Below are 13124 nucleotides of genomic sequence, written 5' to 3'. Positions count from 1 at the left end.
GGTCAGCGCCCGGTTAGAATGGCCAGATGCCGCCGACCCCCTTCGATGCCCTGAAACCGCTGGCCGGCCGCGCGCTGGAGGCCGCCCTCAATCGCGCCATCGCGCTCGACCCAGATACCCGCGATGCGCTGGCGCCGCTGGCCGGCCGCCGCATCCAGATCACCCTGGAATCGCCGCCGTTGGCGCTGGAAATCGCGGTGGAGGCCCAGCGCCTGCATGTCGGCCCGGTCGATGCCGGCGACGAGCCGGACCTGGCCGTACGCAGCACGCTGGGTGGCCTGCTCGGGCAGCTGCCGTTCTTCCGTCGCGATGACGCGGCGCCGGTAGGCAAGCTGCGCGTGTCCGGCGATGCCGACCTGGCGCGTCGCCTGCAGACCCTGGCCACGCGCTTCGATCCGGACTGGCAGCAGCCGTTCGTCACGATCTTCGGCGAAGTGGTCGGGGTGCAGATCGCCCAGGCCGTGCGGTCGACCCTGCTCAAGCTGCGCGACACCGGCAGCGAGCTGGCCACCAGCGCCGCCGAATACGTCACCGAGGAATCGCGCGACGTGGTCGCACGTGCCGAACTGGACGCCTTCCACGACGACGTGGACACGCTGCGCGACGACGTCGAGCGGCTGGCCGCGCGCGTGAGCCGACTGGCGGCCCGCGCATGATGTGGCCGGGCATGAAGACCGTGCGCGCCGCGCTGCGGGCCAACAAGATCGGCCGTGTGCTGATCCGCTATCGCCTCGACGCGCTGCTGGATGGCACGCCGGCCGAGCCGTGGCTGAAGCTGGCGCGGCCGTTCGTGCCACGCGCGCGCGACGACATCGCCGCGCTCAGCCGCGGCGCGCGCCTGCGCATGGTGCTGCAGGAGCTGGGGCCGATTTTCGTGAAGTTCGGCCAGATCCTCTCCACCCGCCGCGACCTGGTGCCGCCGGATGTGGCCGAGGAACTCACGCTGCTGCAGGACCGGGTCAAGCCGTTCGCCGGCGACACCGCGCTGCAAATCGTGGAGAAGGCGCTGGGCATGCCGATCGACGCGGCCTTTGCCTCGTTCGATACCACGCCGCTGGCCTCGGCCTCGATCGCGCAGGTGCATGCGGCCACGTTGCATGACGGTCGCCAGGTGGTGGTCAAGGTGCTGCGCCCGGAAATCGAGGCGCAGATCGCCGGCGACATCGCGTTGCTGAAATCCGGCGCGGCGCTGGTGGATTACGCGCATCCCTCGGCCGACAAGATCCGGCCCAAGGAAATCGTCGCCGAGATCGAGACCACGCTGGCCGCCGAGCTCGACCTGCAGCGCGAGGGCGCCAACGCCAGCGTGATGCGCCGGTTCTGGAAGGATTCGCCGGACCTGTACGTGCCGGAGATCATCTGGACCCACACCGCAGAACGCGCGCTGACCATGGAGCGCGTGCACGGCATTCCGTCCGACGATGTCGCGGCGCTGGACGCGGCCGGCATCGACCGCAAGGCGCTGGCGGCCAAGGGCGTGCGCGTGTTCTACACGCAGGTGTTCCGCGACAACTTCTTCCACGCCGATGCGCACGCCGGCAACATCTGGGTCGATCCCGATCCGGCGCGCAAGACCAATCCGCGCTTCATCGCGCTGGATTTCGGCATCGTCGGCCAGCTCTCGCAGCAGGACCAGTACTACCTGGCCGAGAACTTCATGGCCATCTTCAACAAGGACTACCGGCGCATCGCCGAGCTGCACGTGGAAGCGGGCTGGATGCCGGCGCACGTGCGCATCGACGAGCTGGAAGCCGCCGCGCGCGCGGTGTGCGAGCCGTACTTCACCCGGCCGCTGAGCGAGATCTCGCTGGCGCAGGTGCTGATCAAGCTGTTCCGCACCGCCCAGCGCTACGAGCTGACCCTGCAGCCGCAGCTGATCCTGTTGCAGAAGACCCTGCTCAACATCGAAGGCGTCGGCCGCCAGCTCGATCCGCAGCTGGATATCTGGGCCGTCGCCAAGCCGGTGCTGGAGCGCATCCTGATCGAACGCTACAGCCCCAAGCGCGCGTTCGAGGAGCTGCGCAAGCGCTTGCCGGAAATCCTGACCCACGCGCCGGACATGCCGCGCCTGGTGCACAGCTGGCTCAAGCAGCAGGTCGAAGGCCAGCACGAGCTGGCGATGCGCTCGAAGGACCTGGCCGATCTCAACGTGACCCTGCAGCGCCTGCAGCGACGCGTGGTCACCGCGATTGCCGGTGCGGGATTGCTGGTGGTCGCCGCGGTGCTGCACGCCTTCGGCGTGGGCGGCCCAGTGCTGTTCCACGTACCGCTGTGGACCTGGTTCACCGGCGCGCTGGGCAGCCTGGCGCTGCTGTCGGCGTGGCTGCGCAGGTAGCTGCTGGCGGGTAGGGTGGGCTGCAACCTCAGCGATGAGACACGGATCAAATGCAGGCGCGCCATCTCACCAAGAAAGAGTCGAAGATCCTTGCCGCAGATCGTGAAGCCGTCGGGTTGCTGCTTCGCGAATGCGGCATAGAGACAGGACTTACTCAGTCGGTTGCGGACCTTCCTTCATTGCAGTCTCTTCTGCGCGAGCCGCTTTGCGATTCCAGGGGATCGAGCACCCTTGCGAGCCTTGGAACCGCATTTGGTGATGTCCTTGCGAGTCACATCGGACTGGACTGGGTCATGGTCACCGACAAGCTGGGATCGGATCACGCGCTTCAATTGCCGGGCAGGCACATTTTTGTTTTTCCGAGGAGCATGCTGCTCAAGCGTATCGGGCGCGGAGAGCGTCCCGATGGAATAGATCTGGTATTCATGCTTGGCGAGATCAGCCACGCGGTCGAGGCGCAAGCCGCGGGTGCGGCCCGCGGTGACGCTTAACAAGGCAATTGAGCCGAGCTGGTTTTGCCAGTCGGCTTATTTCAGGCATTGGTCGGCGCCGCATCGCCGCCGAAGCAACGCGCATGACGCGCAGGCTTAGCCGCCGTTAGCGGCCTTGCTGAAGAAATCGTAGATGCCTTCGTCGCTCATCTTGCGGGCGTTGGCCAGCTCGCCGAGCTTGGTGGTGTAGACGATCTTGCCTTCCGGCGAGACCACGACCGCAGCCGGGATGCCTTTTTCGATGGGATTGCCGTAGGCATTGGCCACGTCGAGGTTGTGGTCCCAGTTGCCGACATCGACCTTGACCACCTCGAAGCGCTTGGCGATCAGCGCGGCGTTCTTCTCGCCGTGCAGCGAGGTGTCCAGCGCACGGCAGTCGCCGCACCAGTTGGCGCCGAAGATCAGCAGGGTGGGCTTGTGGTCCTTCTTGCCGGCGCTCAGCGCGGTCTTGACCTGGGCCTTGGCGTCGGCGGCCGGATCGTAGGGGCCGGTGGCCGCCGCCAGGGCGGTGCCGGTGACGGCGAGCAGGAGCAGGGGCAGCAGCAGGCGTTTCATGGCAAAGGCGGACCGTGGGCGAGAAGGACTCCGATAGTTGGTCGCACACACGCCCTGCGTCAACCGCCACACCGTGCTGATGCGCGGAACGCTGCATCGCCGGGGGATAATCATGGCCTGTCGTTATCTCTCATGCCCATGTCCGACGTTGCCCCCATCGCCATCCTCTACCAGGACGAGCTGCTTGCCGTCGTCGACAAGCCGGCCGGGCTGATGGTCCACAACAGCGGGTTGGCGCGCGGCGAGGACCAGTTCCTGGCCGACTACCTGCGCGACCAGCTGGGCAAGCCGATCTTCCTGATCCATCGCCTGGACCGCGGCACCAGCGGCTGCCTGCTGGTGGCGTTCGACCGCGATACGGCCTCGGCGCTGGGCCAGGTGTTCATGTCGCGCGAGGTGGAAAAGGATTACCTCGCGGTGTGCCGCGGCTGGCCGGAAGAACAGTTCACCATCGACCACGACCTGGATGGCGGCCCGGGCAAGCCGGTAAAGAAGCCGGCGATCACCGGCTTCGTGCGCTTGGCCACCGGCGAGCTGGACATTCCGTCAGGCGGCTTCGAGACCTCGCGCTATGCGCTGATGCGCTGTCGCCCGCACACCGGGCGATTCCGCCAGATCCGCCGGCATTTGAAGCACGCCTTCCATCACCTGATCGGCGATACCAGCCACGGCGAAGGCCGGCACAACCGCACATTCCGCATGCGCGGCGTGCATCGGATGCTGCTGCATGCGCGCCGGCTGTCGTTCCTGCATCCGGCCACCGGCGTGCGCATTGAGGCCCTGGCGCCGCTGGATCGCGAGTTCGCCAAGGCGCTGGACCTGTTCGGCTGGGATCACGAGCTGCGCTGACGCGCAGCCTCAGCCGACGCGCAGCGCGGCCAGCACCATCAGCGCCAGCGTGCAGCCCACGCCGACGAACCACACGCCGCTGCGCAAGCCGGCCTTGCCGCTGATGTAGGCCAGGCCGTGGGCGATGCGCGCGGCCAGGATCACCAGCGCCAGCGTGGAAACCGTCGAGGCGGCGACACCGGCGATCTGCGCCATCAGCACGCCGGCCGCGATCAGCGGGAACGCCTCGAAGCCGTTGAGCTGGGCCGCGTGCGCCCATTGCGAACGTGCGTTGTCCTGCTGGCTCTGCCAGGCGCGCGGATTGCGGTTGTCGTAGCGCGTGCCGGCGCTGGACTTGGCCACGCTGGTCCACACATACGGCAGCACGGCGACGATCAGCACGCACCAGTAGGCAACGGCGTAGGACATGGCACGGATTCCATCAGGAGAAAGGCGCGCAGCTTAGCGTCTGAACCAGGCTGCTGCGGAAAAAGAAAAGGCGCCTTGCGGCGCCTTTTCTTGATGCATCAAACCGCGGGGGCTTACTTCGCCGCAGCCTTCATCATCGCGTCGCGCGGCGCCTTGAACGGGTTGCCGTCATACCAGTTCGGCCACTGGCCATCGCCGGCCAGCGACTTGCCCACGCCGTACATCAGATCCAGGTCCTGCACGGTGCCGTCCAATTTCCACGTGGCCGGATCGTATTCGTCGGCAGGCGAGTGGTAGCGGGTTTCGCCATATTCCTTGGCTGCGGCGGCGCCGGCCGCGGTGCCGCCTTCGACCAGGTCTTCGCCGCCGTCCATGTACAGCGCCGGCACGCCGGCCTTGGCGAAGTTGAAATGATCCGATCGGAAGTACGAGCCGTTCTGCGGTGAGGCTTCGGCGTGCAGGGTGCGACCCTGGGCATCGGCCAGCGGCTTGAGGATGTCCTCCAGCTGCGAGGCGCCCAGACCGGTCACGGTCACGTCCTTGGCCTTGCCCGCCACCGACATCGCGTCGATGTTGATCACGCCGGCGATCTTGTTCAGCGGGAAGGTTGGATGGGCCACGTAGTACTTGGAGCCGAGCAGGCCCGATTCCTCCAGCGTCACCGCCAGGAACACCACCGAGCGCTTGGGCTTGGGGTCCTGGTGGGCGAACGCATCGGCCACTTCCAGGATGCCGGCCACGCCGGTCGCGTTGTCGACCGCACCGTTGTAGATGTTGTCGCCGTCCTCGTTGTCGTGCTTGCCCAGGTGGTCCCAGTGGGCCATGTACAGCACCGCCTCGTCGGGCTTTTCGCTGCCGGGCAGCACGCCGATCACGTTACGCGACTGCTTCTCGGCGATGGTGCTCTTGAGATCGAAGGACAGCTTGGCCTTCAGCGGCACCGGCTTGAAGCCGCGCTTGGAGGCGTCCTTGTAGGCCTGGTCCAGGTCCAGCCCGGCCTTGGCGAACAGCTCGCGCGCCACGTCGGTGGTGATCCAGCCCTGCGCCGGGATGCGGGCATCCGGGTCGTCCTTGGCCGGCAGGTCGTATTGCGCGCCGGACCAGGAGTTCTTGACCACGTCCCAGCCGTAACTGGCGCCGGCGTTGTCGTGGATGATGATCGCCGCGTCGGCGCCCTTGCGTGCGGCTTCCTCGAACTTGTAGGTCCAGCGGCCGTAGTAGGTCATCTTCTTGCCGTCGAACAGCGTCGCGTCGTCGGTGTGGAAGCCCGGGTCGTTGACGAACATCACCACGGTCTTGCCCTTCCAGCTCTTGGCGCTGCCGTAGTCGTTCCACTTCTGCTCGGGTGCATCCACGCCATAGCCGACGAACACCAGCTCGCTGCCGTCGACCTTCACCTCGGTCTTGCCAGTGCGCGTGCCGATCACCATCTGGTCGCCGAAGGCCAGCGTCTTGGCGCTGCCATCGGCCTCGGTGAGGGTGATCGACGTGCCGGGATCGGCGGTGGTTTCCACCATCGACACGTCCTGGGTCCAGCTGCCGTTGTTGCCCGGCTGCAGGCCGATGCGCTGCATCTGCTCGGTGATGTAGGCGACGGTCTTGTCCTCGCCGACGGTGCCGGGCGCGCGGCCTTCGAAGGCATCGGAGGACAGCGTCTTGACCAGCTCGCCGAAGTCGCCGGCGTTGATCTCAGGCGAGAACGTATGCGGCGCGGCAGGTGCGGCGGCCGCATCGGCCGGCGGCGCGGAAGCGGCGGGCGCCTCCGGGGATTCGGGCTTCTTGCAGGCCGACAGCGCGGTCAGCGCGGCCAGGCCCAGCAGCAGCTTGCGGGACATGCGGGGTTCCTTGGGGTGGCATCAGGAACCGGGGATTCTAGCCACATGCGCCCACGGTCGCGGCCGCGGGCGCATGTCCAAACGGACAGAGGCACTCAGTCGTTGGGCGCGGTGTCGCTGCTGTAGGCCATGGCGGTGGCGCCGGTGACCGGGCCGATCCTGGCGCTGCTGTGCACGTACAGCTTGACCGGGCGCTCGAACACCAGCGCGCCGTCGACCACCGCGTTGGGGCCGATGATGATGCGCGGCTTGTTGGCCTCGGCCTTCTTCTGTGACCAGCCTTCGTTGCGCTCGACCTTGAGCCCGCCGCGCACGCGCGAACCGACGCCGACGGTGATGTCGGCGTTGACCGATTCGATGCCGCCACCGACGTCGGTGCCGACGATGCCGATGGCGCCGTTGACGTTCTCGATGCCCTTGGTGACCTTGCCGCCGCGGTCGACGAAGATGCTGCCGTTGACCGTCTCGATGCTGCCGTCCACGGTCACCTCGCGGCCCAGCTTGATGCTGCCGTTGACCGTTTGCAGGTCGCCGGTCACGGCCTTGTCGGCCACGGTGATTCCGCCGTTGACCGTGCCGGCGTCCTTGGTGGTGGCGCCCGATTCGATGGTGATGCCGCCATTGACCGTTTCCAAGTCGCCATAGGCCTGGCCGGACTGGGCGGTGATGCTGCCGAACACCTTGTCGATGGACTGCTGGGCGGTCGCGGTGCCGGCGGCCAGGCTCAGGGCCAGGGTCAGGACGGCAAAGGGCAGGCGGCGGGAACGGTCGGTCATGGCGGTGTTTCCGTGTTGGTGGTTGCCTGCTGTGATGCGGCTTGCGGGGCAAAGGTTTAAACCGGCGGCAACCCGCATACGGGCGGTTGCATCGGGCGCCGCTACAATCGGCGCCCTGTCATCGTCCCAGGAAGCCCCCGCCCGTGTCCGAATCCGTCCAGCGTCCGAAGCCCGTCGTCCTGCTGATCCTGGATGGCTGGGGCCATCGCGAAGACCCCACCGACAACGCCGTGGCCCAGGCCACGCTGCCCAACTGGCGGCGCCTGCTCAAGACCTGCCCCAACACGCTGATCCATACCGAAGGCCGCCACGTCGGCCTGCCGGACGGGCAGATGGGCAATTCCGAAGTGGGCCACATGAACCTGGGCGCTGGCCGGATCGTCTACCAGGACCTGACCCGCATCGATGCGGCCATCGAGGACGGCAGTTTCTTCAAGAACGCCGAGCTGGATGCGGCCTGCGACGCGGTCAAGGCCGATGGCGGCACCCTGCACCTGATGGGCCTGCTCTCGCCCGGCGGCGTGCACAGCCATGAGCATCACCTGTTCGCGCTGCTGGACCTGGCCGCCCAGCGCGGCGTGGCCAAGGTGGCCGTGCACGCGTTCCTGGATGGTCGCGACATGCCGCCGCGCTCGGCGCAGGCGAGCCTGGAGAAGCTGCAGGCCAAGTGCGATGCGGTCGGCAACGCGCACCTGGCGTCGGTGTCGGGCCGTTACTTCGCCATGGACCGCGACAAGCGCTGGGATCGCCTGCGCAAGGCGTGGGACGCGATGGTCGAGGCCAAGGGCGAGTTCACCGCGCCGTCCGGCGTGGCCGCCCTGGCCGATGCCTACGCGCGCGGCGAGAACGACGAGTTCGTGCTGCCGACCGTGATCGACGGTGCCGCGCCGATGGCCGATGGCGATGCGGTGATCTTCTTCAACTTCCGCGCCGACCGCGCGCGCCAGCTGACCGGCGCGTTCGTGTCGCCGGCGTTCGATGGCTTCGAGGCGCGCAAGCCCAAGCTGGCGCGGTTCGTGTGCATGACCGAATACGACGCCAAGCTGCCGGCGCCGGTGGCCTTCGGTCCGGACGACCTGCACAACACGCTGGGCGAACTGCTGGCCGCGCACGGCCTGACCCAGCTGCGCATCGCCGAGACGGAGAAGTACGCGCACGTGACGTTCTTCTTCAGCGGCGGCCGCGAGGACGAATACGCCGGCGAGCAGCGCATCCTGGTGCCCAGCCCCAAGGTCGCTACCTATGACCTGCAGCCGGAAATGAGCGCGCCGGAAGTCACCGACAAGCTGGTCGAAGCGATCGGCGCGGGCACCTTCGACGTGATCATCTGCAACCTGGCCAACCCGGACATGGTGGGCCACAGCGGCATCCTCGAAGCGGCGATCCAGGCCGCCGAAGCGGTGGACGTGGCGATCGGCAAGGTCGAGGCCGCGGTGCGCGCCGCGCATGGCGCGATGATCATCACCGCCGACCACGGCAACCTGGAAATGATGGCCGATCCCAAGACCGGCCAGCCGCACACTGCCCACACCGTCGGCCCGGTGCCGCTGGTCTACCTGGGCGAGCGCACCGGCGTGCAGCTGCGCGAAGGCGGCGCGCTGCGTGATGTCGCGCCGACGCTGCTGGAACTGCTCGGCCTGCCCAAGCCGGCCGAGATGACCGGCGTGAGCCTGATCGCCGGATGAGCCCGGCGCTGCTGCGCATCGGACGGTTGGGGCTGCTGACGGCCCTGGCCACCGCTGGCTGCGGGATCGCCCTGGCGCAAAGCCAGAGCGAGGCGCAGAAGAAGCTCGAAGGCATCCGCAAGGAGCTCAAGGACGTGGCCGCCGAACGCCGCGACCTGGAGGGCCAGCGCGGCGAGGCGTCGCGCCAGTTGCGCGCGGCCGACGAGCAGGTGGGCAGCAGCAGCCGCAAGCTGGCCCAGACCCAGACCGCGCTGCAGAAGGAAGAAGCCGCGCTGGCTGAACTGCAGGCCAAGCGCGACACCATGCAGCAGCACCTGTCGGGTGAGCGCAAGGAGCTGTCGCAGCTGGTGCGCGCGGCTTACATGACCGGCAGCAACGCACCGCTCAAGGTGCTGCTGTCGCAGGACAAGGTCGCCGATGCCAATCGCGCGATGGTCTACCACCGCTACGTGCAGGGCGATGTCGCCCATCGCATCGAGGCGTTGACCGGACAGCTGGAAGAACTGCGCGCGCTGGAGGCGGAGATCGAAACCCGGCGCGCCGCGCTGCAGACCACCCACAAGCAGCAGCAGAGCCAGGTCGCCCAGCTCAAGCGCGATCGCGGCGACCAGGCCAAGCTCGTGGCCCAGCTCGACCAGAAGTACGAAGACCGCAGCGACCGCGCCCAGGCGCTGGGCCGCGACGCCAAGGCGCTGGAAACCCTGCTCGCCAACCTGCGCGCCGCCGCCGCGCGGGCCGAGGCCGAACGCCGCGCCGCCGCCGAGCGCGCTCGTCGCGAACAGGCCGCCCGCGAGGCCGCCGCGCGCGCGCAGGCGCAGAAGGATCGCGACGAAGCGCTGGCCGAAGGCCGTCCCGCGCCACCGCCGCGCAAGGCACCGCCACCACCGCCACAGCCCAAGGTCGCCAGTGCGCCGGCGCTCAAGGTGGGCGGCCTCGGCTGGCCGGCCTCGGGCAACCTGCTGGCGCGGTTCGGCGGACAGCTGCCCGATGGCCGCACCAGCCAGGGCGTGCTGATCGGCGCGCCAGTTGGCAGCAGCGTGACTGCCGTGGCCGATGGCACGGTGGTGTTCTCCGAATGGATGACCGGCTACGGCCTGATCCTGATCATCGACCACGGCAACGGCTACATGAGCCTGTACGCGCACAACGAATCGCTGCTGCGCGATGCCGGCGACACGGTGAAGAAGGGCGATGCGGTGGCCAAGGTCGGCAGTTCCGGCGGCTGGGGCACCCCGGCGCTGTACTTCGAGCTGCGCAAGGGCGGCTCGCCGGTCGACCCGTCCTCGTGGCTGCAGCGGCGCTGAGTGCCGCTGCAGCCGTTCGATGTGGGGGCTGCTTTAGCAGCGATGGGCTTGGCCAATAGCGCCTCGTCGCTGCTGAAGCAGCTCCTATAAAAACGATGGAACGCCATGACGCGACGCCGGAACAAGCCATTAGCACCGCTTCGCGCATAATCGGCCCGCACCTGTCCCCAAGATCCGCCCGGAGTTGCCGCATGCGCGTGTCCCTGTTGCTGTCGTCCCTGCTGCTGGCCATCGCGCCGGCCTTCGCCCAGCAAGTCGCGCCGCCGGCCCAGGAGACTCCGCAGCAGCAAGCGCCGCAGGACCCCAAGGCCGCACCGGCCGCCGCGCCGCAGGACAGCGAGGACGAGGCCAAGCCGGTCGGCTCCAGCGATGATCCGTCCGCGTCCGAATCCACGCCGTCCGACGTGCCGCTGGATGAGATCCGCCGCTTCGTCTCGGTGTTCAACGCGGTCAAGCAGGCGTACGTGGAGCCGGTCGACGACGAGAAGCTGATGCACTCGGCCATCCGCGGCCTGCTGTTGGACCTGGATCCGCACAGCGCCTACCTGGACAAGGAGGACGCCGAGTCCTTCGACGAGCAGGCCAACGGCGCCTACGACGGCATCGGCGTGGAACTGCTGGCCCAGCCCGACGGTTCGCTGCAGGTGGTGTCGCCGATCGACGGCACGCCGGCCGCGCGCGCGGGCGTCCAATCGGGCGACGTGATCATCGCCATCGACGGCAAGTCGTTGGGCGGCATGAAGGATTCGATGGAGCCGCTGCGTGGCGAAGTGGGCAGCAAGGTCACGCTGACCATCGTCCGCGAGAAAGTCGCCAAGCCGTTCGACAAGACCCTCACCCGCGAGACCATCCGCGTGGCCAGCGTGCGCTCGCGCCTGCTGGAGCCGGGCTATGGCTATATCCGCATCAGCGCGTTCCAGGCCGATACCGGCGCCGATTTCCAGAAGGCGGTCGATGGGCTGAAGGCCAAGGGCGCGCTCAAGGGCGTGGTGCTGGACCTGCGCAGCAATCCGGGCGGCCTGCTGACCTCGGCCGTGCAGGTCGCCGACGACCTGCTGGAGAAGGGCACCATCGTCACCACCAAGGGCCGCATTGCGATCAGCGATGCCAAGTTCGATGCGACCCCGGGCGATCGCCTCAACGGCACGCCGGTGGTGGTACTGGTCGATGCAGGATCTGCCAGCGCGGCCGAAGTGCTGGCTGGCGCGCTGCGTGACAACGGCCGCGTGCGCATCATCGGCAGCCGCACCTTCGGCAAGGGCTCGGTGCAGACCGTGCTGCCGCTGGACAACGGCGATTCGGTCAAGCTGACCACCGCGCGCTATTACACGCCCAGCGGCAAGTCGATCCAGGCGACCGGCATCGTGCCCGACGTGGTGCTCAAGCCCGACGAACCGGCCGACAAGGACGTGCCTGCCTCGCTGGCCGACTACAGCGAAGCCACGTTGCCGGGCCACCTGCTCGGCGACCAGGAAGGCGCCGAGGGCTACACCGCCGGCGACGTGCTCAATGGCGACAAGCCGGTCGATCAGGCGCTGGCTGAGCTGAAGCATCCGGGTTCAGTCGCCGCCGCGCAGAAGGCGGCCGCCGACAAGGCCGCAGCCAACAAGCCCAAGCCGACCGTGAAGCCGGAAGCCGCGGCCAAGCCGGATGCCGCAACCAATCTGGATGCCGCAACCAAGCCGGTCGCAGCACCGGCCAAGCCCGCCGCCGCTGCGCCCACGGCGCCGGCCAGCGAGACCGCGCCGAAGCCGGAAGCGACTACGCCGCCAGCGAAGTAATTCGAGCTCCATATTGTGGGAGCCGCTTCAGCGGCGATCAGGCTCTACTAGGAAAGCCGCATCGCCGCTAAAGCGGCTCCCACAACCGCACGTGCGACTTCGGCAGCGGCCGAACTTCAACGCTGCTGCAACACTTCCGGATTCACCACATTCCGCGGCGTGCCCTCAGCAAAGGCGCGTACGTTGTCCAGCGCCGTGCCCAGGTACAGCGCATAGCTGTCCTGTTCGACGTAACCCAGGTGCGGCGTCGCCAGCACGCGCGAATGCGTGAGCAGCGGTTCGCGCTGCGGCGTGGCCGGTTCTTCGTCGAAGACATCGAGCGCGGCCAAGCCTGGGCGGCCCGCTTCCAGTGCAGCCAGCAGCGCACCCGGTGCGATCAGCTCGGCGCGGCTGGTGTTGACCAGCAAGGCGTCGGGTTTCATGTGCGCCAGGAGCGCGGCATCGACCTGGTGACGCGTGGCCTGTACCAGGCGCCGATGCAGGCTGAGCACGTCGCTGCGCGCGAACAAGGCGTCCACCGATTCGACCACTGCATAGCCGTCGGCCTGCGCGGCTGCGCGCGCGGCTTCGCCACCCCACACCAATACGTCCATGCCGAACGCGCGGCCGTAGCCGGCAATGATCCGGCCGATCTTGCCGTAGCTCCACACGCCCAGCGTGCGCCCGTGCAGGGTGCGGCCCAGCGTGGCATCGCCGGTGTCCTGCCAACGGCCGGCCTGCAGGGCGCCGCCGTAGGCGGGCAGGCGACGCATCGCGGCCATGATCAACGCCCAGGTCAATTCCGCAGGCGCAATCGGCGAGCCCGTGCCTTCCACCACTGCCACGCCGCGTGCGCTGCAGGCGGTGACATCGATATGCGCGCCGACCTTGCCGGTCTGGCTGATCACGCGCAGCTGTGGCAGGCGATCCAGCAGCGCCGCGTCAATGCGTGTGCGCTCGCGGATCAGCACCAGCGCCTGCGCGTCCTGCAACAAGGCGACGCGCGCCCCCAGATCATCGGGCAGCGCGCCAAGCACCTGCACGTCCAGCCCCGCTGCGTGCGCCTCCAGCGCAGGCAGCGCTGCGCAGGCGCGCTGGTAGTCGTCGGGGATCAGGACGCGCATGG

12 protein-coding genes are annotated in these 13124 nt (G+C 68.2%); 7 read left to right on the top strand and 5 right to left on the bottom strand.

The window, feature by feature from the left end:
- Positions 1-26 precede the first annotated feature (26 nt).
- From BMZ17_RS15895 to BMZ17_RS15885, 3 genes are read left to right on the top strand one after another with little or no spacing between them, the layout of a single operon-like run.
- Positions 27-656: a ubiquinone biosynthesis accessory factor UbiJ gene (locus tag BMZ17_RS15895; RefSeq protein WP_093140605.1), complete on the top strand. Its 630-nt coding sequence runs from the start codon at positions 27-29 to the stop codon at positions 654-656.
- 20 nt (positions 657-676) lie between these two features.
- Entirely contained in the window at positions 677-2335 is a 1659-nt protein-coding gene (ubiB, locus tag BMZ17_RS15890; protein ID WP_093142241.1) for a ubiquinone biosynthesis regulatory protein kinase UbiB, read from the top strand.
- A 50-nt stretch (positions 2336-2385) separates the two neighbouring features.
- Positions 2386-2826: a DUF3806 domain-containing protein gene (locus BMZ17_RS15885; RefSeq protein WP_093140600.1), complete on the top strand. Its 441-nt coding sequence runs from the start codon at positions 2386-2388 to the stop codon at positions 2824-2826.
- A gap of 96 nt (positions 2827-2922) precedes the next feature.
- Here the strand turns inward: BMZ17_RS15885 and BMZ17_RS15880 are convergent, their stop codons facing one another.
- Positions 2923-3381: a thioredoxin family protein gene (locus tag BMZ17_RS15880; RefSeq protein ID WP_093140525.1), complete on the bottom strand. Its 459-nt coding sequence runs from the start codon at positions 3379-3381 to the stop codon at positions 2923-2925.
- Positions 3382-3519: 138 nt separating this feature from the next.
- Here BMZ17_RS15880 and BMZ17_RS15875 point away from each other — a divergent pair, with 138 nt between their 5' ends.
- Positions 3520-4230 carry a pseudouridine synthase gene (locus BMZ17_RS15875; RefSeq protein ID WP_093140522.1) on the top strand — a complete coding sequence of 237 codons (711 nt, stop codon included), beginning with the start codon at positions 3520-3522 and terminating at the stop codon, positions 4228-4230.
- A gap of 9 nt (positions 4231-4239) precedes the next feature.
- Here BMZ17_RS15875 and BMZ17_RS15870 read toward each other — a convergent pair whose 3' ends face one another.
- The 3 genes from BMZ17_RS15870 to BMZ17_RS15860 all read right to left on the bottom strand — a co-directional run bounded on the left by BMZ17_RS15870 (position 4240) and on the right by BMZ17_RS15860 (position 7228).
- Positions 4240-4638, bottom strand: a complete 399-nt coding sequence (locus BMZ17_RS15870) for an MAPEG family protein (protein WP_093140519.1) — start codon at positions 4636-4638, stop codon at positions 4240-4242.
- A gap of 113 nt (positions 4639-4751) precedes the next feature.
- Positions 4752-6473 (bottom strand): M28 family metallopeptidase, encoded by a 1722-nt coding sequence (locus BMZ17_RS15865; RefSeq protein WP_093140516.1) that lies wholly within the window; start codon positions 6471-6473, stop codon positions 4752-4754.
- A gap of 95 nt (positions 6474-6568) precedes the next feature.
- Positions 6569-7228, bottom strand: coding sequence for a DUF4097 family beta strand repeat-containing protein (locus BMZ17_RS15860; protein ID WP_175485662.1), 660 nt, complete (start codon positions 7226-7228; stop codon positions 6569-6571).
- Between the two features lie 164 nt (positions 7229-7392).
- Between BMZ17_RS15860 and gpmI the strand changes: the two genes are divergently transcribed.
- From gpmI to BMZ17_RS15845, 3 genes are all read left to right on the top strand, one after another.
- Complete coding sequence (gene gpmI, locus BMZ17_RS15855) at positions 7393-8934, top strand: 2,3-bisphosphoglycerate-independent phosphoglycerate mutase (RefSeq protein ID WP_093140510.1); 1542 nt, start codon at positions 7393-7395, stop codon at positions 8932-8934.
- Positions 8931-10238: a murein hydrolase activator EnvC family protein gene (locus BMZ17_RS15850; RefSeq protein ID WP_093140507.1), complete on the top strand. Its 1308-nt coding sequence runs from the start codon at positions 8931-8933 to the stop codon at positions 10236-10238. Before gpmI ends, BMZ17_RS15850 begins: the two co-directional genes overlap by 4 nt.
- Positions 10239-10429: 191 nt before the next feature.
- Complete coding sequence (locus BMZ17_RS15845) at positions 10430-12019, top strand: S41 family peptidase (RefSeq protein ID WP_093140504.1); 1590 nt, start codon at positions 10430-10432, stop codon at positions 12017-12019.
- 116 nt (positions 12020-12135) lie between these two features.
- Here BMZ17_RS15845 and BMZ17_RS15840 read toward each other — a convergent pair whose 3' ends face one another.
- Positions 12136-13122 (bottom strand): D-2-hydroxyacid dehydrogenase family protein, encoded by a 987-nt coding sequence (locus BMZ17_RS15840; protein WP_093140501.1) that lies wholly within the window; start codon positions 13120-13122, stop codon positions 12136-12138.
- Positions 13123-13124 lie beyond the last annotated feature (2 nt).

The sequence above is a fragment of the Pseudoxanthomonas sp. GM95 genome, from assembly GCF_900109775.1.
Classification (GTDB): domain Bacteria; phylum Pseudomonadota; class Gammaproteobacteria; order Xanthomonadales; family Xanthomonadaceae; genus Pseudoxanthomonas_A.
This window is presented reverse-complemented; position numbering and strand designations above follow the sequence as displayed.

Coding starts and splice junctions, on each gene's coding strand:
- BMZ17_RS15895 (WP_093140605.1), top strand. CDS start 27: ATGCCGCCGACCCCCTTCGATGCCCTGAAACCGCTGGCCGGCCGCGCG.
- BMZ17_RS15885 (WP_093140600.1), top strand. CDS start 2,386: ATGCAGGCGCGCCATCTCACCAAGAAAGAGTCGAAGATCCTTGCCGCA.
- BMZ17_RS15880 (WP_093140525.1), bottom strand. CDS start 3,381: ATGAAACGCCTGCTGCTGCCCCTGCTCCTGCTCGCCGTCACCGGCACC.
- BMZ17_RS15875 (WP_093140522.1), top strand. CDS start 3,520: ATGTCCGACGTTGCCCCCATCGCCATCCTCTACCAGGACGAGCTGCTT.
- BMZ17_RS15870 (WP_093140519.1), bottom strand. CDS start 4,638: ATGTCCTACGCCGTTGCCTACTGGTGCGTGCTGATCGTCGCCGTGCTG.
- BMZ17_RS15865 (WP_093140516.1), bottom strand. CDS start 6,473: ATGTCCCGCAAGCTGCTGCTGGGCCTGGCCGCGCTGACCGCGCTGTCG.
- BMZ17_RS15850 (WP_093140507.1), top strand. CDS start 8,931: ATGAGCCCGGCGCTGCTGCGCATCGGACGGTTGGGGCTGCTGACGGCC.
- BMZ17_RS15845 (WP_093140504.1), top strand. CDS start 10,430: ATGCGCGTGTCCCTGTTGCTGTCGTCCCTGCTGCTGGCCATCGCGCCG.
- BMZ17_RS15840 (WP_093140501.1), bottom strand. CDS start 13,122: ATGCGCGTCCTGATCCCCGACGACTACCAGCGCGCCTGCGCAGCGCTG.